The 21,156-nt window shown below is 60.1% G+C and carries 19 protein-coding genes and 1 pseudogene; 9 read left to right on the plus strand and 11 right to left on the minus strand.

The genetic code is table 11. The annotated features are described in order from the left end of the window. Nucleotides 1–34: 34 nt before the first annotated feature. Nucleotides 35–1,207 carry a DSD1 family PLP-dependent enzyme gene (locus ABXH05_RS16240; RefSeq protein WP_353562338.1) on the minus strand — a complete coding sequence of 391 codons (1,173 nt, stop codon included), beginning with the start codon at nucleotides 1,205–1,207 and terminating at the stop codon, nucleotides 35–37. A 204-nt stretch (nucleotides 1,208–1,411) separates the two neighbouring features. Here ABXH05_RS16240 and ABXH05_RS16245 point away from each other — a divergent pair, with 204 nt between their 5' ends. Next, the gene (locus ABXH05_RS16245) at nucleotides 1,412–2,734 is read left to right on the plus strand and encodes a hypothetical protein (protein WP_353562340.1); all 1,323 of its coding nucleotides are present in this window, start codon (nucleotides 1,412–1,414) and stop codon (nucleotides 2,732–2,734) included. On the opposite strand, the gene ABXH05_RS16250 is transcribed toward ABXH05_RS16245, so the two are convergent. Then, nucleotides 2,731–3,201, minus strand: a complete 471-nt coding sequence (locus ABXH05_RS16250) for a GtrA family protein (protein WP_353562342.1) — start codon at nucleotides 3,199–3,201, stop codon at nucleotides 2,731–2,733. The two genes, ABXH05_RS16245 and ABXH05_RS16250, sit on opposite strands and share 4 nt — an antisense overlap. A 12-nt stretch (nucleotides 3,202–3,213) precedes the next feature. Further along, the gene (locus ABXH05_RS16255; RefSeq protein ID WP_353562343.1) at nucleotides 3,214–4,713 is read right to left on the minus strand and encodes a UbiA family prenyltransferase; all 1,500 of its coding nucleotides are present in this window, start codon (nucleotides 4,711–4,713) and stop codon (nucleotides 3,214–3,216) included. Between the two features lie 176 nt (nucleotides 4,714–4,889). On the opposite strand from ABXH05_RS16255, the gene ABXH05_RS16260 reads away from it, so the two are divergent. Further along, nucleotides 4,890–5,648, plus strand: a complete 759-nt coding sequence (locus ABXH05_RS16260; protein WP_353562345.1) for a DUF8692 domain-containing protein — start codon at nucleotides 4,890–4,892, stop codon at nucleotides 5,646–5,648. Between the two features lie 37 nt (nucleotides 5,649–5,685). Here the strand turns inward: ABXH05_RS16260 and ABXH05_RS16265 are convergent, their stop codons facing one another. Further along, nucleotides 5,686–6,054, minus strand: coding sequence for a glyoxalase superfamily protein (locus tag ABXH05_RS16265; RefSeq protein ID WP_353562347.1), 369 nt, complete (start codon nucleotides 6,052–6,054; stop codon nucleotides 5,686–5,688). A 241-nt stretch (nucleotides 6,055–6,295) separates the two neighbouring features. Between ABXH05_RS16265 and groES the strand changes: the two genes are divergently transcribed. From groES to ABXH05_RS16280, 3 genes are all read left to right on the plus strand, one after another. After that, entirely contained in the window at nucleotides 6,296–6,601 is a 306-nt protein-coding gene (gene groES / locus ABXH05_RS16270; protein WP_043948431.1) for a co-chaperone GroES, read from the plus strand. Between the two features lie 133 nt (nucleotides 6,602–6,734). Then, nucleotides 6,735–8,387 carry a chaperonin GroEL gene (gene groL, locus ABXH05_RS16275; RefSeq protein WP_353562349.1) on the plus strand — a complete coding sequence of 551 codons (1,653 nt, stop codon included), beginning with the start codon at nucleotides 6,735–6,737 and terminating at the stop codon, nucleotides 8,385–8,387. Between the two features lie 120 nt (nucleotides 8,388–8,507). Continuing rightward, nucleotides 8,508–8,897: a hypothetical protein gene (locus ABXH05_RS16280; RefSeq protein WP_353562351.1), complete on the plus strand. Its 390-nt coding sequence runs from the start codon at nucleotides 8,508–8,510 to the stop codon at nucleotides 8,895–8,897. A gap of 11 nt (nucleotides 8,898–8,908) precedes the next feature. Here the strand turns inward: ABXH05_RS16280 and ABXH05_RS16285 are convergent, their stop codons facing one another. The 4 genes from ABXH05_RS16285 to hisS all read right to left on the minus strand — a co-directional run bounded on the left by ABXH05_RS16285 (nucleotide 8,909) and on the right by hisS (nucleotide 13,967). Further along, a complete protein-coding gene (locus tag ABXH05_RS16285) occupies nucleotides 8,909–9,814 on the minus strand; it encodes a DUF5996 family protein (RefSeq protein WP_353562353.1) in 906 nt (301 codons plus the stop codon). A 49-nt stretch (nucleotides 9,815–9,863) separates the two neighbouring features. Next, the gene (hisG, locus tag ABXH05_RS16290) at nucleotides 9,864–10,871 is read right to left on the minus strand and encodes an ATP phosphoribosyltransferase (protein WP_353562355.1); all 1,008 of its coding nucleotides are present in this window, start codon (nucleotides 10,869–10,871) and stop codon (nucleotides 9,864–9,866) included. Then, nucleotides 10,868–12,337: an ATP phosphoribosyltransferase regulatory subunit gene (locus tag ABXH05_RS16295; RefSeq protein ID WP_353562357.1), complete on the minus strand. Its 1,470-nt coding sequence runs from the start codon at nucleotides 12,335–12,337 to the stop codon at nucleotides 10,868–10,870. The genes hisG and ABXH05_RS16295 overlap by 4 nt, the downstream gene beginning before the upstream one ends. A 130-nt stretch (nucleotides 12,338–12,467) precedes the next feature. Continuing rightward, the gene (gene hisS, locus ABXH05_RS16300) at nucleotides 12,468–13,967 is read right to left on the minus strand and encodes a histidine--tRNA ligase (RefSeq protein ID WP_353562359.1); all 1,500 of its coding nucleotides are present in this window, start codon (nucleotides 13,965–13,967) and stop codon (nucleotides 12,468–12,470) included. A gap of 252 nt (nucleotides 13,968–14,219) precedes the next feature. On the opposite strand from hisS, the gene ABXH05_RS16305 reads away from it, so the two are divergent. Next, entirely contained in the window at nucleotides 14,220–15,818 is a 1,599-nt protein-coding gene (locus ABXH05_RS16305) for a sensor histidine kinase (protein WP_353562361.1), read from the plus strand. Between the two features lie 23 nt (nucleotides 15,819–15,841). On the opposite strand, the gene ABXH05_RS16310 is transcribed toward ABXH05_RS16305, so the two are convergent. Continuing rightward, the gene (locus ABXH05_RS16310) at nucleotides 15,842–16,567 is read right to left on the minus strand and encodes a protein phosphatase CheZ (protein WP_353562363.1); all 726 of its coding nucleotides are present in this window, start codon (nucleotides 16,565–16,567) and stop codon (nucleotides 15,842–15,844) included. Between the two features lie 106 nt (nucleotides 16,568–16,673). Between ABXH05_RS16310 and ABXH05_RS16315 the strand changes: the two genes are divergently transcribed. Then, a complete protein-coding gene (locus tag ABXH05_RS16315) occupies nucleotides 16,674–17,699 on the plus strand; it encodes an SLAC1 family transporter (protein WP_353562365.1) in 1,026 nt (341 codons plus the stop codon). Here ABXH05_RS16315 and ABXH05_RS16320 read toward each other — a convergent pair. Then, nucleotides 17,683–18,639, minus strand: coding sequence for an NAD(P)H-dependent flavin oxidoreductase (locus ABXH05_RS16320; RefSeq protein ID WP_353562367.1), 957 nt, complete (start codon nucleotides 18,637–18,639; stop codon nucleotides 17,683–17,685). The two genes, ABXH05_RS16315 and ABXH05_RS16320, sit on opposite strands and share 17 nt — an antisense overlap. 59 nt (nucleotides 18,640–18,698) lie before the next feature. Continuing rightward, nucleotides 18,699–19,523, minus strand: a complete 825-nt coding sequence (locus ABXH05_RS16325) for an energy transducer TonB (protein WP_353562369.1) — start codon at nucleotides 19,521–19,523, stop codon at nucleotides 18,699–18,701. 63 nt (nucleotides 19,524–19,586) lie between these two features. On the opposite strand from ABXH05_RS16325, the gene otsB reads away from it, so the two are divergent. Next, the gene (otsB, locus tag ABXH05_RS16330; RefSeq protein ID WP_353562371.1) at nucleotides 19,587–20,396 is read left to right on the plus strand and encodes a trehalose-phosphatase; all 810 of its coding nucleotides are present in this window, start codon (nucleotides 19,587–19,589) and stop codon (nucleotides 20,394–20,396) included. A 190-nt stretch (nucleotides 20,397–20,586) separates the two neighbouring features. Beyond that, a pseudogene (locus tag ABXH05_RS16335) lies at nucleotides 20,587–21,156 on the plus strand (hypothetical protein); the annotation flags it as partial.

Genomic DNA, 21,156 nt, shown 5'->3' on the forward strand with positions numbered 1-21,156 from the left:
CCCCTCACCTCCGCGTATGCGGAACCAAAGTTGTTCAGGCAGACCGCCCCCGCGTGCTGACGGGCCAGATGTCCACCAGCGTGCCGTCTTTGACCACGTGGTAGCAGTCATAGAGGTTGACGGTGGGGTCGCAGTGGGGCGTCTCGAGATTGAGGACACTGCCGGGGGCAAGGCCGGTCTCAGCGTCCGGGAATGCCAGACCGCCCTGCTCGTCACCAAACAGGAAATAGGCCGTGCCATCGGGGGTGCCGGAGGCGATGGCGATTGTCTTCTGGTCGGTGGCCATGCTCTTGATGCCGGCATCCGTGGTGGCGATGCCTGGCGTGTTGGCACTCACCACGGTGGTCTGGATGGTGAGCGACGTTTCAAAGGCCTGTTCGGGGCCGTTTTTCTGGTGCACGGCGTTGTATTCCGTATCCATGAAGAGGTAACTGCCTGCCTGCAGGTCCGTCAGGATGCCCGCCTCTGGATCAATGTCCCATGACCCGGTGCCGCCGCCGGTGAGAATGTCACAGGAAATACTCCGCTCACGGAGCATATCGCGCATGTCACCAAGTTGCTTCATGGCGTCGAGGGATTTTTCCCGGCGCTCGGCATAGTCTTCCACATGCATCAGATGTCCGGCATAGGCCTGCAGGCCCATGAATTTGAGCCCCGGACTGGCAGCGACAAATTCAGCCAGTTCGGCAGCGCCTTCGCCCGGCGCTATGCCGGTGCGGTGAAGGCCCACATCCAGATCAACGATCACTTTCAGGGGACGACGGCCGCCCTGCTCCGGCGATGCCGCGCGCGCCAGCGCCTGTGCATTGTCGAGATTGTCCACGGTCAGGATCAGGTCCGATATGCGGCCGTTGAGGTCCATGACGCGGCGGATGCCGTCTTCCTTCACGACCGGTGATGTGATCAGCACGCTTTCGATGCCGCCCTCGCCCATGACCTCCGCCTCGCCGAGTTTGGCCACGCATACGCCCACAGCACCTGCCGCCAGCTGACGGCGCGCAATTTCAACCGATTTATGGGTCTTGGCATGGGGCCGCAGTCCAAGGCCGGACGCCTTGCAGTGGTCCATCATGCGCGTGAGGTTGCGCTCAAAGGCATCCAGATCAAGCACCAGCGCCGGGGTGTTGAGCGCCTGTGCAGACCCCTGCTGGCCAAGCATGTGCGCATTGGGGGTCATGGTGGCGGCTGTCTCTGGCGTGATGGGCATGAAAAGTCCTGATCAATATCGGCTGCTTCGTCCAATGTCTGATCCAATGCCAGACCTTGGGAACCTTAGAGAAAACCGCCGTTTTCACCAAATGCGGAGGTCGGCCTGATACGCACCTTTCAGAAATCGTTTACCGCGTTAAGGCGGCATCAAGGGGATGGTCGTTAAGGTCCTGCGCAGATATCTGACAATCGGGCCCTGACCATGACCACCGCCGACACACCTTCAGTCGCGCCATCACCGGACGCTGACGCGCTACCTGCGGAGCAGCCAGCCCAGGGCTATATGCCCCCTGCCGTCTCCGCGCCGCGCTACTGGCTGCTGATTTCCGTGCTTGTGCTTCTGGCCTGTGCCTTGGCTGCCGGCTTTGCCATGCGGATGCTGAGCGAGGAAGCGGGCACCAACTCCTATGCGGTGCTGGTGGATTCATGGCTGAACGGCCAGCTGCATTCAGACACCTGTTTTGATGGCGACTGCGCGACCTTTGAAGGCAAGACCTATGTCATTTTTCCGCCCGGCCCTGCTGCCGTGGCGCTGCCCTTTGTGGCGCTGAGTGGTCAGGGCGCGGACTTCAAACACTTCATGCCCCTCTCCATGGCGCTGCTGCTGTCCATCGGCCTCATCTGGTCGCGGCTGTTTGCAGCGGCCGGGCCTGACCAGACGCGCACGCTCATTTTGTTGCTTGCGCTGGTGTTTGCCACGCCGCTTTATTTTGTGGCGTTGCGCGGAGACCGGGTGTGGTTCTTTGCGCAGCTTGTGGGGTTCTTCTTTGTGTCCATGGCGCTATGGGCCACCATCGAACGGCGCAATGCATGGCTTGCTGGCATCATGATCGGCATGGCGTTCTTGTCCCGCCAGATGAGCATCCTCTACGCCCCGCTGCTGTTTGCGCTGATGCTCAATGATGATGAGCCGCTGCTGCGTATCAACAAGGAGCGGATCGTACAGGCCCTCAAGCTTGGCGTGCCGATCCTAGGGGCTGTCGGCGTCTACTGCCTCTACAATTTTGTGCGCTTCGGCGCACCGCTTGATACGGGTTACGGCTACATCGCGGCTAATGTCCTGCCGGGCGAAGAGAACATGATCACTCTGCGGATCAATGATCTTGGCCTGTTTGCCCAGGAGTACTTCCTGTTCAACGTGGTCCACATGTTCTTCCAGGGCCTGCACATTGATTTTGGCGGCACCTACACGACCAAGATCATGGGCGTGGACAGTTTCGGCACGTCCATTCTGGCGGCCAGTCCGTTCCTGCTGCTGCTTGCCTTTGTGCAGCGTCACCGCATCACATTCATCGGCGTTGCCACTGCAGCAGCCATCTGCGGCATCACGCTGTTTTATCATTCCAACGGTTTCAGCCAGTACAATGTGCAGCGCTATGCGCTGGACTGGCTGCCCATTGCCATGCTGTTGCTGGCCCCCACTGTGCGAACGGAGTGGCGTGGCATTCTTGCGGTGCTGGTGGGATACGCCATGGTGCTCAATCTCGTCACCATGGCCGCCCTCAAGATTTCCGGAACAGCCTAGGCAGCTTCAACCACCTGCGCTGATCTGAACGTCAGCAGTTTGTGGCCCACATAGCTTGTGGCCGCGCCAATGGCGATGGCGATGCCGTGGGCGAGGGCTTCGGCGATTGGCATGACCTCGAGACCGATGCCAAGCGCTGGCACAACCATGCGCAACAGCACGACAGCCACCAGCCAGACTTCAACTGCACTCACCAGATTGACGGCGATGAACCGGCGCAGCTGAACAGCCATGGGCAGGCCCGCGTCTGGAAACACATAGGCGCGATACAGCAGAAAACCGCTGGTCATGCCAATGGCATAGGCAATCAGCACCGCCATCTCGAAACTGAGGGCCGGTGCAAAGGAAGCCGACAGAGCAATACGCGCAATCCAGTTGACGGCAGCCGCCAGGCTGCCCACCAGCAGGAAACGCAATACGCGCTTTGTCTCGCTTAGATGTGTGTCGCTTAGAGGTGTGTCACTCATTGCCACGGGCCTCTAGAGCGGAGAGCCAAGAAGCGCTGCAGCGAATACCATGCCGAGCACGGCACCAAGCAGCAGGCTGGGGCCATCCTTGACGGCAAAGGCAACCGGATCGTCATCGAGCTCACCACGCTGGGCCAGCAGCCAGATGCGCGCGACCCAGAGAAACAGGATGGGCGGCGCCGCCCACAGCATGAGTGGCTGCGCGTAGGCACCCGCGGAATAGGCCTCATTCATGACGTACAGAACCAGCACCTGCACGGAGGCAAGGCCGGAAGCGGCGCCAATCATGGCGACCATGGGGCCATCGCCAACCTTATAGCCACGACCAGCCGCCTTGGTGCGGCCATGGGCCTCCATGCGGGTCACTTCCACATGCCGTTTGGCAAAGGAGAGTGACAGGAACAGGAACATGGAGAACACAAGCAGCCATGGGGAGAAGACGACACCTGCCAGCGCGACGCCGAAGCCAAGGCGCACGGTGAACAATGTCGCCAGCACGGCGGCATCCAGCAGCTCGATCTTCTTGAGACTGAAAGAGTACGCCAGGGTCAACGCCAGATAGAGGGTCAGGAAACCGATGGCGACGGGACCAATCCACGCGGCAATGGCATAGGCCGCGAGCATGCCAGCGGGAATGAGCACGAGCGCATGGGCGATCTTCAAGCGACCAGATGCCAGTGGCCGGTTGCGCTTGGACCAGTGGCGGCGGTCATCCGCCAGGTCGAACAGGTCATTCAGCAGATAGGTTGCCGACGCCAAAAGAGACAGCGCGAGGAAACCCGCAGCCGCCAGCGTCCAGGCCTGCAGATCGAACATCAGTCCGCCAAGCAGGAGCGGCGCAAAGATCAGCCCGTTCTTGGCCCATTGATGAAGACGCAGAACCTTGGCGACAAACTTGAACCCGGTGCGCGGACGCTCGAATATCTCTACCGGTTCGCGGACGGTGCGCGCGGCACGCAGCACGCCCGGTGTCGGGTTGACCACAATGGAGTCCTGCGCGGCTTTCCACACAGGTACATCCGCCCGGCTGTCGCCTGCATAGGCGAAACCTTCCGGGAACGCCTCCACAAGCACGGCCGCCTTGGCTTTTGACTTGAGGTTGGTTGCCCCGTCGCTTGCAAAGACGCGACTGATAAACGGAAACCGCTTCTTGATGCGATGGGCGACGAGACTGTCTGTGGCGGTTGCCAGATGCACCTTGCGGCCCATGGCAGCTTCGCGGGCGGCAAAACTCACAAGGTCTTCCGTCGCCGGCAGGCTTTCCACATCCAGCACGGCTTTTTCGGCCAGCTTCTGTTTCAAAATGGCACGGCCTCGCAGCACCCATGCAGCAACCTGAAACAGGCGCAGAGGGTTTTGCCGCACGAAGGCAACAAACGTTTCAAACAGAATGTCCGTTCGGATGAGCGCGCCGTCGAGATCCAGAACAAGGGGCAATTCAGCCGATTTGTCTGTTATTCCGGGCTTTTCCACCGTTTCGGGCGTGCGCTGTGCGTCATATATGGCAGGCATCTGGGGGGCTTCCTGCTGGTTGAACCTTCGCTCAAGTGTGCAGGACCAGGGCCAAAGACCGGGTTAAGGCGGGCACCGGCATTTTTGGTGCCTCCACGCTCCATCCGGCATGGTGTTTGCGACGGTGTTCTTCCTGAAGGGTCAATTGACCCAAAAAATTACACCGGAATTGCGCCATGCGCCTCGACCCACAGTTTGCCAAATACATGATCTTTGCAGGTTCGCTTGCCGTGATGGCAGCCGGGCTGGCGCGGGAAGCCTTTGTGATCAATGTTGGTGTCGGCACCGTGGTGCAGGATCTGCGGCAGTTCAATCTGGATGCCGAGAACAGCGTGCCTGCATGGTGGGGATCATCCATGATGCTGATCGCATCGCTGCTGCTCTATACGCTGGCGGCAAAGGCATGGCGTGCGCGGGATATTCTGTGGCGCCTGTGGCTGGTTCTGGCGATCGTCTTCATGGCCCTGTCCATTGACGAGGCCGCCAGTTTCCATGAAGGCGTCATCGCGCCGCTGCGCCAAGCCTTTGGATTTGGCGGCGTTCTTTTCTATGCGTGGATTGTGCCTGCCTTCATCTGCGTTGCCGGGCTTGGCCTCGCGCTGTTGCCGCTCCTCAAACGATTGCCGGCCAGCCTGTTCTGGAAGTTCGCCGCCTGTGGCGGGATTTTCGTGGCCGGCGCGTTGGGCATGGAAATGATTGGTGGCTGGCTTGACTATCAGGGCTACCGGGCGACCGCCTTCTACGCGCTGTCCATCAGCATCGAAGAAGGGTTCGAGTTGCTAGGCGTCAGCCTGTTCATTGCAGCCTTGCTGGATCAGTTTGATCCCGCCCGTGCCGTTGTCGGCGACTATGCGCGACGCCAACCGATGCGGCACACGCCGGTGCCACGCATGAGCGCAGGCGCAGGCCAGTTCCCGGCCACAAGCGCTGACTAGCCCTGATTAGGGCCAAAATAGGACTTGTCGCTGGCGGTCAGGTTGACGAAAACCGCAACCGGTTGCCAAACGGGTCCATCACTTCCAGCAGTTTGCCGCCCCAGGGCGCATCCTCCAGGCCCGGCCTGATATTGCCTATGTCGTCGCGGCTTCGCAGTTCGGCATGGAATGCCTCGATGTCGTCCATGGACACAAATGCCGTGGAGCCCGGCGTCGCATCGCCATGATGCCCGGTGAGGTCCAGGGTCAACCCAGCCCGTGAGATGCGCATATACAGCGGCAAGTCAGGCTCGAACCTGTGCTCGAACACGATTTCAAACCCCAGATAGTCCAGATAGAAGCGCCGGGCCTGCGCTTCATCAAACATCCTCAGGACCGCAATGGCGCCGTGAAAAGCGATGGTCATTGGGCCTCCTGATCTGCGGGTGTCGGGCGAAAACATCGAGTCTTCCTGCCACTTTAAGCCATCACAACCTGTTGACACCCGTTGGCAGACTCCCTATCTCACCCCCGTGCTTGTTAGCACTCGCCCAAACCGAGTGCCAATAGGCAGCGGGCCGCATCAAGCAGCCCGCTTAGTTATTGAAAATGTTGGACTTTTGGCCCTGATGTGATTGGGGCCTTATCCATTTAAGAGGAGAGAGCTCATGGGTTTTCGCCCCCTGCACGACCGTGTTGTCGTTCGCCGGCTCGAAGAAGATGAGAAGACAGCTGGCGGGATCATCATTCCCGACACCGCCAAGGAAAAGCCAAGCGAAGGCGAAATCGTCTCCGTTGGCGACGGCGCACGCGATGAGTCCGGCAAGGTACAGCCGCTGGACGTGAAAGCCGGCGACAAGGTGCTTTTCGGCAAATGGTCCGGCACCGAAGTCAAGATCGACGGTGAAGATCTGCTCATCATGAAAGAGAGCGATATTCTCGGCGTGATCGAAGGCAAAAAGGGCAAGAAGTAGAGCTGCGCGAGGGCATTCCCCTCACTAGCGCGGCTTTTTTATTGCCGTTTTCAGACCATCAAACTGCTAACCCGCCGGGCCGAGCCGCTTTTGCGAAAAGCGCCGACCGGCACAATGAGAGGTAAAGGAAACCATGGCTAAAGAAGTCAAATTTGGTTCCGAAGCCCGTGAAAAGATGCTCCAGGGCGTCGATACACTGGCAAATGCTGTGAAGGTGACGCTTGGTCCCAAGGGCCGCAATGTCGTCATCGACAAGTCCTTCGGTTCACCACGCACCACCAAGGACGGTGTGTCCGTGGCGAAGGAAATCGAACTGGAAGACAAGTTCGAGAACATGGGCGCACAGCTCATCCGTGAAGTTGCATCACGCACCAACGACGAAGCTGGTGACGGCACAACAACGGCAACTGTTCTGGCTCAGGCCATCGTACGTGAAGGTGCCAAGTCTGTGGCTGCCGGCATGAACCCAATGGACCTGAAGCGCGGCATCGACCTCGCAACGTCAGCCGCCATTGCAGACCTCAAGAAGCGCTCCAAGAAAGTTAAGGGCACTGAGGAAATTGCACAGGTCGGCACGATTTCAGCCAATGGCGAAAGCGAAATCGGCGAGCTCATCGCCCAGGCCATGCAGAAGGTCGGCAATGAAGGTGTGATCACGGTTGAAGAAGCCAAGTCACTGGAAACCGAACTTGAAGTCGTTGAAGGCATGCAGTTCGACCGTGGCTACCTGTCACCGTACTTCATCACCAATGCAGACAAGATGACAACGGAACTCGACGATCCGTACATCCTGCTGCACGAAAAGAAGCTCTCCAACCTGCAGTCCATGCTGCCGATCCTGGAAGCTGTTGTTCAGTCTTCACGTCCGCTGCTGATCATTGCAGAAGACATTGAAGGCGAAGCGCTGGCGACCCTCGTGGTCAACAAGCTGCGTGGCGGCCTGAAGATTGCTGCCGTCAAGGCACCTGGCTTCGGCGACCGTCGCAAAGCCATGCTCGAAGATATCGCTGTTCTCACAGGCGGCCAGGTCATCTCTGAAGACCTCGGCATCAAGCTTGAAACAGTGACCCTCGACATGCTCGGCACGTCCAAGAAGGTCCGCATCACCAAAGACGACACAACCGTCGTTGATGGCGCAGGCAAGAAGGGTGACATCGAAAGCCGTGTTGCTCAGATCCGTAACCAGATTGAAGAAACTTCATCTGACTACGATCGTGAAAAGCTTCAGGAACGTCTGGCCAAGCTTGCTGGCGGTGTTGCCGTTCTGCGTGTTGGTGGTGCGACAGAAACAGAAGTGAAAGAGCGCAAGGATCGTGTTGACGATGCTCTGAACGCAACCCGCGCTGCTGTTGAAGAAGGCATCGTGCCTGGTGGCGGTACGGCTCTGCTGTCCACGACCAAGGCCATCAATGCTGTTCTTGATCAGGCTGAAAACCACGACCAGCAGGCTGGTGTGAAGATCGTTCTTCGCGCCATCCAGGCTCCGATCCGTCAGATCGCCGAAAATGCCGGCGTTGAAGGTTCGATCGTTGTGGGCAAGGTACTTGAAGGCAAGGGCGTGGGCTTCGGCTTCAACGCACAGACCGAAGAGTACGGCAACCTCGTTGAAATGGGCGTCATCGACCCCGTCAAGGTTGTGCGCCACGCTCTGCAGGACGCAGCTTCCGTTGCAAGCCTGCTGATCACCACAGAAGCCATGGTTGCCGACAAGCCGGAGAAGAACGGCGGCGGTGCACCGGCAATGCCGGACATGGGCGGCATGGGTGGCATGGGCGGCATGATGTAGTCCATCACGTCACCCGAGCTTCCAAGCTCAGTGAACACGGAAAAGGGCGGCTCACACGAGCCGCCCTTTTTTGTTTCGCGAAGATATCCCCGGTGTTTCAGGCGATGGCACAATCGTGGGATGGAACAGGTAACACCCCAGCCGTTTAACCGGTCCCGCCTCAAGACGGGGCTGCATCTGAATTCGACCGAGCGCGAGGTGCTCCAGCGCATCAAGGTCCTACGCACTGCACCACGCCTGCTGAGGCGACTGCACGCGCTTAATCCCAATGCCGAAGAGGCAATACCCGACTTTGCGGGGCATGCCATGGACGCCTATCGGGAAATCCTGACAGCTCTTGCTGAGGAACGCAGTTGGGATTGCGCGATTTACAGCATCGACCGTGCGGTGATCGGCTTGAATCACCTTGCCGACCGAAAAGACCTTCGCGGCACCGGGGCCTGCGCCCGCCTCGCCGTGCGGCTTCGCAAGCAGCGAGGCCCTCTTCAACGGTTGGACTGGGTACCCTGACGAACCAGTGACTAGACCTGGTGCGTGAAGTCCTCGACCGGCCACCCGGCCTTGGTGGCCCCTGCCTGATAGGCGCTTTCGAGGAAAGCCAGCAGGATTGCGCGGGGGTCAGCGCTTTGACGCACGGCCTCATAGGTGACGAAGGCCATGCGGGAGCCGCCGGCGTCATTCCATACGGCCTCAGAGGGTTCCAGTGGCTGGGTCTCAATGCCTGCGGGCTCGGGCGCTGTGTAGGAGTAGAACGCGGCCTCGCGGACCTGGTCGTCACCGGCCCACCAGCCAAAGGAGATGACCTCGTGGCTATAGGCTTCTTTGTCGGCTTGGGTGCCGCCTTCCATGGGCGGAGCCTTTTTGCCGGAGAAGCGGGTGAGTGCCAAGTCGAAGGAATGCCAGAACAGATGCACCGGCGTCGACTTGCCAAGAAAGCGGCCGCGAAACTCCTCAAAGACGGTTGCGATCTGCGACAGGGCGCGCCAATAGGCATGAACCTTGTCGCCGTCATAGGTCTTGTGATCCGTATCCTGAGCAAATGGGGTTTTGTACGGACGGTCATAGGGGATCGCATGGATTGAAACGTCAATACCCAGTGCCTCAAGGGCGCCAATCACTTTGGCGTAGAAGTCAGCAACGCTGAGACCGCCCAAGGCAAAGCTGCGCTCGTCCCCGTCACAGCGGGTGACTGTCAGGGTGTGGGTGATGAAGTCAAAGGCGATCTCGAAATCCACACCCCCAAAGGGGATACGCCGGGTGGTCACGCCGCGCGACGACGGGTACAGCGTCACGTGCCACCAGTGATTCAGCTTTGGATGGGTCTTGAGCCTGATCTTGCCGACGATCTGCAGAAACAGATGCAGCGTTTCCTTGGTGTCTTCCCACTCCTCAAGGGGAAGTGGCGGCAGATCGAGGGCTGGTCGCATGCTGGAACTCCTTGCTGACACATCACGAGTATGTCCGTGTGCAGCAAGCCTACCCCAGCTTTGCCTCCAGCGCTGCCATGAGCGGGTTGCCACGCTCAAAAATGTATCGCGGTTCTGTGACAGTTACAGCATCCTTGCCGGCCTCATAGAGATGCGAGACCACGTCGTGCACATTGCTGTCAGGCACATGCATGATCAACGCAACGCGGGCACCGTCTTCGTCATAGGGGAACGGCACGCGGGCGTTGTGCTGCTCTTCGAGTTCGCGCAGGAGTTTTGTGTCTGACACATCGTGCAGGAAGCGAACTTCAACGACATTTTTTGCGCGGGCGACGGCTTCAATCATCTCAAGGATCTTGGCCGCTGCCGCGCGGGCGTTGGGGCCCCATGTGGCGGTCTGTGAGGCAATGAGGTTTGCCTCGCTCTTGAGGATCACACCGTCATCAAGAATCTTGAGGTTGTTGGCCGCCAGCGTCGCGCCGGTGGAGGTGATGTCCACAATCGCCTCAGCGGTGCCGCCCGCCGGTGCGCCTTCCGTAGCGCCCGCGCTTTCCACGATGCGGTAGTCCGCAAGGCCATGGGCTGCGAAAAAGTTGCGCGTCAGGCGCAGATATTTCGTGGCGATGCGCACGCGCTCGCCATGGCGGGCGTGAAAGGCAATCGCCACATCGTCGAAGTCGGCCATGGTGCGCACGTCGATCCATGACTGCGGTACCGCAACCACCACGTCGGCATGGCCAAAGCCAAGCGGCTTGATGATATGAACGGCGCTTTTAGGATCAGGTAGTTTTTCTTCCAGCAAGTCTTCGCCGGTAATGCCCAGATGCACCTGACCGGAGCCAAGGGCGCCTGCAATTTCGCTGGCGGAGAGGAACGCCACATCCGCGTTCGGCACACCGCCAAGGCGTCCCACATATTCGCGGGAAGACCCGGATTTCTTGATCGGGCACCCGGCCTGACCAAAAAACTCCATGGCCTTTTCCTGCAGACGTCCCTTGGAGGGCACTGCGATGATCAGGCGGTCTTCCGTCCCGTTGCTCTTGTCTGTCGTGCTCATGAGCGTGCCTCCAGGCCAACTGCTGCCAGCAACCGTTCCGTGCGAATGGCGCAGCCAACGGCGGGGACGTTGCGCGGGCTGCCGAGGCTCTTGAGCAGACCATCATAGCGGCCGCCACCGGCCACCTGCCGTGAGGCCCCGAGCGCCTCGACGCGCAGCTCGAAGACAAAGCCCGTGTAGTATTCTTCCTTGCGGCCGAAATCGGCATCAAAGGTGATGTCACTGCGATTGACGCCCTTGCCGCAGATGACATCGATCCGCCGGGCGATGGATTCCAGCTCGTCATCCAGCGACACACCCGCGGCCTTTGCCACATGGGCGATCTCATCAACTGCTGTGGTGCAGGGAGCCGAAATCGCCAGGAAGGCGCGGATGGCGTCTGCGGTCTCGCGGGACAGTTCAGCGCTTGCAGCGCCTGCGGCCTGTTCCAAAAAGCGCTCTGAAATCTCTGTGACGGTTCGTCCGCCTACAGCTGAAATGCCTGCCAGCGCCAATACGTCCTGCACCACGTCGCGGGCGCGCTCGGGTTCCATGACATCAAGTGCCGCCAGCAACGCCTGATTGGTGTTGGGTGTCACCGGCATGGATTCCGCGTCGGTGAGCCGTGTGAGGATCTCGTCAAAATAGGCCGGACGCCAGATGTGGCGCTTGAGCCGTCCGCGCCAGCTTTGCGGCAGGTCCAGCTTGTCCACGAGCGCGCCGAACAGGCCCAAATCGCCAAGGGTCGTGCCAAATGATTTAAGGCCCGCGCTCTGGATCGCATCAATGGCAATGGCCACGATCTCAGCATCTGCCTCCGGCGTGCTAGCGCCGCCGATGTGTTCAACGCCGGCCTGCAGAAACTCCACAGGCTTGCCCGCACTTGGCGGCTGATAGCGATAGGCCGGGCCGTTGTAGCAAAGCTTGGCTTCACTGTGCCCTTCGGGATCGCGCTCGAGATACATACGGCAGGTGGGGATCGTCAGATCCGGACGCAGGCACCATTCTTCGCCACCGGGATCCTGAAACACATAGGTCCGCTGGCGGATGTCTTCGCCGGAGCGATTGAGAAAAATGTCGGCGGGCTGCATGGTCGGCGGCTCAACAGGCACAAAGCCTGCCTGATTGAACACGGCCTTGACGCTTTGAGCCTGTGCGTCCAGTGCCTCCAGCGACGAGGCGTCATAGCCCGATGCGGGACGCTCCGGGTCCGGACTTTCAATGACCGGCGCATCCCCAACGCTATCGCCCGACTTGCGCGAGACCGCATTGCGCTGCGCCCGCAGTAGACGCTCCGCATCCACCGGTTTGCCATCGCGACGGGCTGCATCAATGACCGCAGGCCACCATTCCTGGGGAATGCTGTCGCGGCGGCGCCATTTGCGGGCAAGATCGCCCCCATCGTCCTGGCCGAGGGCACGGGCGAAATCGGCGGGCTTGCCCCATTCGGAAATGATGGCGGCGAAACTGAGAGCGTCGTTTGTCATGGGCGTGCAATACATTGTGTCCTGTTTTCATGCAAGTCACAAATATATTACGGCTGAAACATCCCGCTTTCAGGACATTTTATCTCTTAATGGATATTTTTGGCTAGTATGTAGCGAGAAAACAGGACACTCAGGCCTGCATGTGCGGCCTAGCCAGCATATCCTTCACAGCCTGAATGAGGCCATCGGCGGAGACGGACACCTGTGCGGGCTGGTCTTCGCGCCAGGTGGTGTTGTCCTCAATCTCCTTGGACAGCTCTGCGCCCAGCACCAGATCCTTGAGGGTGATCTCGCCCTTTTCGAACTCATCCGAGCCCTGGATGACGGCCACAGGCGCACCGCGCTTGTCCGCATATTTCAGCTGCGCCCGCATGCCGGCGCCGCCCAGATACATTTCAGCACGGATGCCCGCATTGCGCAGATCAAAGACCATGCGCTGGTAGTCGGCCATACGATCCTTGTCGAGCGGCAGCACCACGACTGGCGGCGTCAGTGATTTGGTCTTGTTGCGGCCAAGAACTTCGAGCGCCGACAGCAGACGGTCCACACCGATGGAGACACCGGTGGCTGGAATGGGCGTTCCTTTGAAGCGGCTGACCAGATCATCATAGCGGCCACCCCCACCGATGGAGCCAAAGCGGATGGGATTGCCCTTTTCGTCTTTCACGTCGAAGGTCAGCTCTGCCTCAAAGACGGGGCCCGTATAGTAGCCAAGGCCGCGCACCACTGCGGGATCAAACAGGATGCGGTCCGGGCCGTAGCCTGTTGCATCAAGAAGCGTCGCAATCTCTTCAAGCTCAGCCACACCGGCCAGGCCCGTTTCGCTGGTGCCTACGAGGCCACGCAAGGTCTCCAGTACTTTGGAGCGATCCTCATCGCCAGCGCCCACAAAGGCCAGAACCGTATCGGCCTGATCGCTGTTGAGGCCTGCGCCCTTGGTAAAGTCGCCGGATTCGTCCTTGCGGCCCTCGCCCAGCAGCAGCTTCACGCCCTCTGCACCCAGTCGGTCCAGCTTGTCGATGGCGCGCAGCACGGTCATGCGCTGGAGCGCACCTTCTTCACCCCCCGGCACGCCGATTGTTTCAAGCACACCATCCAGAATCTTGCGGTTGTTGACGCGCACAACATAGTCGCCACGCGGAATCCCCACCGCTTCAAGTGCATCCGAAACCATGGCGCACAGTTCCGCGTCCGCTGCCATTTCCGGGGCGCCCACACTGTCAGCGTCACACTGGGTAAACTCGCGGAAGCGACCGGGGCCGGGCTTCTCGTTGCGCCAGACCTGGCCGGTCTGATACCGGCGGAAGGGTTTTGGCACCGTCTCGTAGTTTTCAGCCACCATGCGCGCCAGCGGCGCTGTCAGGTCGTAGCGTAGAGACAGCCACTGATCGTCATCATCCTGAAAGCTGAAGACGCCTTCGTTGGGACGGTCAGCGTCCGGCAGGAACTTGCCCAGGGCATCCGCATATTCAAAAGCGGATGTTTCCAGCGGATCAAACCCGTAGGACTCGTAAACCTTCATGATGGTCGTGAGCATGGCCCGGCGGGCCGCCACATCATCGGCGCGCAAATCGCGCAGGCCTTTGGGAAGGCGTGCCTTGGGGCGGAACTGCTTTTGCTTCTTGGCCACTTTGAATTTTTTTCCGGCTGGTTAGGAGTTGGGCGCTCTACCTAGCGCAGGGGCCCATGACCCCGCAAGCAGGCGCTTTTCAAAGGATTTTCAACACTCAAGGCGTTAACGGGCAGGTCATCAAGGCTAACGGCGCCTTAATCCGGCCACCAATCATTTACTCCGTGTTTACCATCAATGTTCATGTTTGATTCACGGATTCGCGCACAAGCGCCTGTCCGACCCTAAAAACATGAGGCCTGCAGGCGGTTTATGCGCTCCCAGCACAGTTCAGTACCCGTGATTCCCCGCAAGGTTGCCCCCAAGGGCGCCCCCAAGCTTGCCAAAGGCAGTCTCCTGCCCAAACGGCCGGACATGTCTGGTGACGCCAGCCATCTGGCCATTGCACCGGTGGACATCCCTGCGCGCCGCGAGAGCGTGGGCGTTATCAGCGACAATGCCGTCATTGCCCGTCAGGTTGCAGATGCTCTGGACGCGCGCCGCACAAAGCCGGTCGATCTTATCCACAGCCGCCCCGGTGCCGGCCTTGATCAACTTCTGGTGCCCGGTCTCACTGCCATTGTTGTTGAACTCGACGCGAGTGACGCAGGCATTGGCCGATTGAAGCGCATCTGCGCCGTCGGCCCCGATGCACCGGTCATTGTCCTGATGCGGCAGCTCGATGACGCCGCTGAACTTTCCGCGATTGAAGCAGGCGCTGACGAGGTCGTTGATCTGACGCCTGCCGGTGACTTTAACGGCGCAGACCTGTCCAGCGCGGTTGCCCGTGCGCTTGCGCGCCACGCCAAGCTGGCGCGTCCAGCCCACTCCACTTCGGGTAGCAGTGAGACAGCCCGGCAGCCGATTCACGCCCCTGCCCCGCTGGTGCTGGTTCAGGAAGCGCCCGACGCCATGGTGGTTCTGGACCGTCACGGTGCCGTTGCCTTTGTTAATCCGGCTGCGGAGGAATTGCTCGGCCGGGCCGCTGACACGCTAATGGGCAAGCGGTTTGACCTTGAAATCGGCAAGGGTGGTGAAATCACCATTGTGCAGCCAGGCGGCGAAACCCGCGTGGCAGAGGTCGATGTGGTGGAAACCGAACGCGGCGGTGTGCCCGCCCGCGTCGCCAGCTTTACCGACATCACCGTACGCCGGAAACTCGAGACAGCCCTCAAGAGTGCCCAGAGTGGGCGCGATGCGGCGCTGAAGCGCTCCGGTCGTTTCTTCTCGCGGGTCAGTCACGACCTGCGCACACCGCTGACGCATATTGTCGGCTTTGCCGACCTGTTGCAGCACGACAAGCTGAATGACCCGGTTCGCCACGCAGAATACGCAGCCTCCATTTCGGATGCCGGTCGCGCCATGCTGGACATGGTGGAAGATCTGCTCAGCGTGGTGGATGCAAATGGCGCCAGCAATCCAGAGCCGTGTGACCTGGTGAAGCTGGTCCGCAATACCGCTCATTTCCTGCAACGCGAAAGTGATGGCAGTGGACCCGACGTGGCCGTTGATGCACCGCAGACACCGCTTGTGGCGCGCATTGATCTCGCCAAGCTGCAACGCGCGCTCTACCGGCTCGTGGCAGGCATCGGGCGGGATGCGGATGATGGCAGCGTGATGCGGCTGTCTTTGCGCCAGACGGGCAAGCAGGCACGGCTGACCGTGCGGATTGATGGGACATCGGGCAAGCCGGTCGCCCTGCCTTCCAGCCTTGAAGATTCAGATCCGCTTGTGACGCCAGCCGACGCCCGCACAGGGTTTGCCGCTGAACTTCTGCGCGAAGCCCTTGATGCCCATGGAGGCGCGCTTCAGCTGGCGCGCGATGGCAGCAGCGTTGTCGCCGCTGTGATCACGCTGCCGCTTAAAGATTAGGCTCTTAAGAGAAGACCGCAGACCTACGCAAACAGGGCGTCGATGTCGTCCTGTGAGGCATGGCCGTTATGCTCTTCGAGCGCTGGGCCATTCAGCAGGGCTTCGTCGCCTTCAGCTTCCTGAGGCGCTGGCGCGAAGGCTGCCAGATCATTTGCGCCACCCCAGATTTCCATCATCTTGCTGACGCGCTCGTCAATGAACTGCAACGCGTTCACCACCTTGGTGATGCGCTGGCCGGTAATGTCCTGGAAGTTACAGGCCTCGAAAATATTCACGACCTGCTCGGCAATTTCTTCGGCCTGATTGCGGCCAATATCGTCAATCGCTGACGCACCCAGATGGGCGGCTGCTGAATCGATTTTTTCTGATGCGGTCAGAATGGTATCCGTCGCCTGCTCAGTTGCATTCACAACAGCATCAAGCTCACTGCCTGCTTCCTGGAAGCGGGCGGCTGATGGGCCATCATAATGGAGCGCAGACAGTTCCTGCTTGGTGCGTTCAATCGCGCCGGAAAGCTCTGCCAGTTCCGCCTGAAGCTTTGCAGCTTCCGCCACCCGGTCACGCAAGGACGCAAGTTCATCAATGCTCAGATCAGCGTCGGGCTGACCGGCACCCGTTGGCGATGCTGAAGGCGCTGAGACAGCCGCAGGTACGGGCGCCACTGCAGCAACTGCAGGCGTCACATCCTCGACGGCAGGCTCGTCATAGCCCATCATCACTTCAATTCGAAAGCGCTTTGCCTGAGACAACTGCGCACCTCCCCGCGGCATAAATTCGCTGTGACCCTAGCCTTTACCGAGTTAAAAATGCCTTTAAGCGCCCTCACTGGTTGCACGCCCTCAAAGCAACACACGCATGCCTATTGGTAGAAAAACACCTGCTCAAAGGTCCAAAAGGCCCGATTTTACGCAGATACCGGTGCAATTCTTCGGGGCGACCCTTGGTCTGACAGGCCTCGCCCTGGCATGGCAAAGGGCAGAAAATCTCCACATCCTGCCCGATGTTGGCGTCGCATCTGTCCTGCTCATTCTCGCAGGCATCATCAGCGTGCTGATTTTTACAGGCTATGGGCTCAAGGCGATGCGGGCGCCAGCCTTGGTTGGTGCTGACCTCATGCACCCGGCGCGGGTGACGTCATTGGGAGCCGCCCCCATGACATTGATGTTGCTGCCCGCAGGCGTGCTGCCCAGCATGCCTGAATGGGCTGTTGCCCTCAGTGTAATGTGGCTCACCGGGGCGTTTGCCCATGTCGCGTTGGCAAGCTGGCTGGTTGTCACCTGGCTGCGCCGCCGCCCGGCATTGCAGGACGTGACACCCGCCTGGTTTGTGCCCCTGGTAGGCATGGTCGTTGCTCCCAGTGCCGGAGTCGATCTGGGCTATGCACCGCTTGCCGCTGCCATAGCCTTTGCAGGAAGCATTGCGTGGCTTGTGATGCTGCCAATTGTTCTTTGGCGTCTTGCGCGCAGTCCTGCCCTGCCAGTGGACCTGGTGCCAGGTGTGTTTGTTCTCGTTGCACCGCCAGCCCTTGTCGCTTTGGCATTGGGCGCACTGGCAGAACTATCCAACGGCACTGCCCATGTTGCAGGCCTTGTCGTAGTCCATGTCGCAGCGGGGCTCTCTTATGTGTCGTGCGCTTTCCTGCTACCCGTGGTGCTCATCATTCTTGGACGCATCAGGGACATCAGGGCGCTTGGCTTCACCTATGGGTGGTGGAGTGCAACGTTCCCCCTGGCGGCGTTGGCCAGTGCGGGGCTGCAGACGCAGGCCATGCTGCCGACGGCAATCCATCATGCCATGGCAACCGGAGCTCTTGCTCTGGTCACACTGGTAACGGCTACCGTCGGCGTGCTGACACTTCGGTTGATTATTCAGCGGCCCTAGCCGCAGGCACCATGGCGCCCATGCGGCCAGCCACGTCAAAAAACTCATTGACCGTTTCGTTGATGATGTCTGCCGAAGACTTGATCTCGTCAATCAGACCTGCCGTCTGGCCGGCAAGGCCAACACTCGCTTCCATGTCGCCCCCGAAATAGAGGTCCTGAATGCGGGCAAAGGTATCTGCGGGCATCAGGCCTTCTTCGAAAATAGCGTCGGTGTTCTTGGTCTTGAGGGCGCGGATGCAGGGGCTGGCTTTCTTGTTCAGCACATAGGTGCCCGTGGTTGGCGCATCGACGATGGCGTTCTTGTAGTTTGCATGAACCGGGCTTTCTGCCGCGCTTACAAACCGTGTGCCCATCTGCACTGCTTCTGCGCCTAGCGCAAACGCCGCCGCCATGCCGTGGCCATTGCAGATGCCGCCTGCGGCCACCATGGGAATGTCCGACCGCTGACGAATGGCCTGCAACAAGACCAGAGACGATACTTCTTCGGGATTCTTGAAGCCGCCGCCTTCAGCCCCTTCCACCACCAGACCATCGATGCCCGCGTCCACGCATTTCATGGCCGCCTCAAGCGTCGGCACCGCATGATAGACGGTGATGCCTGCTTCTTTCAGCGGCTTGATGAACTTGCTCGGGCTGCCTGCTGAGGTGGTCACGAACTTGACGCCGCTGTCGCAGATGTAGCGCAGCATGGCGTCATCCTTGAGGAACAGGATCGGCAGATTGACGCCGAAGACCCCGTCGGTGAGGTCGGCCATCTTTTCGATTTCAGCCTTGCAGGCCTCTGTTTCGCCGGAGGAGGTTTCAATGATGCCGATACCTCCGGCATTGGCCACGGAGGATGCCAGCTGCGAACGGGCGATCCAGCCCATGGGGGCCTGGATGATGGGATATTTTGCGCCTGTGTGCGCCAGCACGCGGTTGCCTTCAAATCCGGACATGACGTTCCCTCTTGTCTTGTTTTTGGTCGATTGAAGATTTCGGTTTCGGCGAGCCTACATCAATCCAGCCGATAGTTAATCGTGGTCACGAAAGCAAAATCCTGTCCGCTCGGCGACAGGTCCCTTGGGACGGCCGGAAATGGCGACACACGTCGCACAAGCTCAAGGGCAGCATTGTCCAGAATGTCCGAACCGGATGTGGCCACCAGCTTCACGGACCTCAGCGCACCGCTGGCGGCCAGTACAAACTCAATACGTACGTCACCTTCGACGTTCCGGCGTTGCGCCCGGCGCGGATAGACAATAGCGCGCTGAAGCCGGCTCAGCAGCAGCTGGGCATAGCTTGCCTTGGCGACGGCAGAGGCATTGGCATCTGACTGCCCGGTGCCGGCCCCACCACCAGCGGAACGTTGCGGTGCCGCCGATCCCGGGTTTGGCTGTGCCGGGGCTTGAGTTGGCGATGGTTGCGCTGATTCAACTGGTGCTGGGGCTGGGGCTGGAGCAGGCGCGGGCTTTGGCTCCGCACGCGGTTTGGGGGCGGGACGTTCTTCCCGCTGCACAACCGGCGGAGTTGGCACAGCAGGCTGCGGCACAACGGGTTGCGCGGTTGGCGGCGCGTCGGGCTGTGCCGGTCCGGGCGGCCCGGATGGCCCTGCGGGAGCTGATTGCGCCAATGCCACCAGATCCACCGCAATAATTGGTGTTTCGTCCCTGATCTGCGGCGGATCGCCCGCAAGCACGGCCCACAGGGCGGCAATGGCAATTGCGTGAAACAGGACGGACCACATCACCACGCGCGAGCGCGACCGGCGCACGGTCTGGGTCTCCAGACCTGCCGGGCGCGCGGTTTCAGACTCGCGGTCTATGTCATCGGGGAATTGCAAAAAACTTCAATCCGTATAAGCCAGTGACGCAGACCTGCGCGCACACCAAAGAGCAAACCTGACGTGACCCAAACCCTAGCACCAGCCAGCCAACCTGACGCCCTTGACCACTTCGATGAGATCATCACCCGCATGGCCGGGCGGTCTCCGGCACTTTTTCTGGACTATGACGGCACCCTTGTGCCGCTTGCAAGGCGACCGGAGCTTGCAATTGCCCCGCCGGAGCTTCTCACCGCGCTGTCACGGCTTGCCGCCTTGATGCCCGTTGCCGTTGTGACAGGCCGCGGACGCCCTGACGTGATGCAGATGCTGGGAGTCAAAGGCATCGCCTATGCGGGCAGTCACGGGTTCGACATTGTGGATGCCGAGGGCAAAGATCTGTCAGGTGATATCGGTGACGCTTTTCTTCCCGCTCTCAGGGAGGCGTCCCTCGCCCTGACAGCTTTTCTCGATCCGATCGACGGGGCGTTTCTGGAAGACAAGATCTATTCCCTGGCGATCCACTATCGGGAGGTTGCTCCCGCGCGGCATGATGACATCGCAGCCGCTGTCGAGGCGGAGGCGGCCCGTCACCCGACGCTCAAGAAAGCAGGTGGCAAGATGATCCATGAGTTGCGGCCAGACATCGAATGGAACAAAGGCACCGCCATCCTTCACGTCATGGAGGCCATGGGGCTGACGTCGGACACAAGCATGCCTTTTTATATTGGCGATGATGAAACCGACGAAGATGGGTTCCGGGCCATCCGCGAGATCGGTGTTGGGATCAAGGTCGGCGGTGGTTCCGCCCCGACGGAGGCCCATTATTCGTTGGAAACACCCGCCAGCGTTTGGACATTTCTTAGTCAGCTTACTGACAATCGTTCGCAATAAGCTCCGTTTCGACGCCTGAACCGCTGGTGGACCAGTCTTGTGTGTCCGTTGGGCCACTGGCTGGCCTGCACATGGGGGCGGACGGTATCTATCAGTCCCTCATTGCGTTGCACCGCTGCCCGTTTCGCCAATAGGCTCGCCCAAAGCGGTTTTTCTGAGATCGCTCGGGGTCATCGTTTGGGGAAACACCATGTCCATTACGCTTCATCGCTCACGCTACAGATTTGCGTTCGCCTTTCTCGCTGCGCTGGCCTTCTCGGCTGCGCCCGGGCTTGAGTCGATCGCGGACGCTCAAGGCAAGGCCGGCGGCAATAAGGGCGGCAACAGCGAGCTTAACGACGACAAGAACGACGCTGATGGTCGCGGCAATGGTGGCGAAGGCCCCAATGACAAGGACAAGTCGGACAAGGACAACAGCGACGACGATAAAGGCGGCAGTTCCGGTAATTCGGGCAACGGCGGCGCCGACGGTGATAACAATGGATGCCGCGACGGCGGCGAAGGTCAGGGCTGCAAACCAGACAAGTCCGATAAGGACGACAAGTCCGATAAGGACGACAAGTCCGATAAGGGTGACAAGTCCGATAAGGGCGACAAGTCCGATAAGGGCGACAAGTCCGATAAGGGCGACAAGTCCGATAAGGGCGACAAGTCCGATAAGGACGACAAGGGCAACGGCGGCCCTGACGGCGACAACAATGGCTGCCGTGACGGTGGCGAAGGCCAGGGCTGCAAGCCGGACAAAGACAAAGATGACAAC

Origin of the sequence: Pyruvatibacter sp. HU-CL02332 (assembly GCF_040362765.1) — a bacterium.
Lineage (GTDB): Bacteria > Pseudomonadota > Alphaproteobacteria > CGMCC-115125 > CGMCC-115125 > Pyruvatibacter.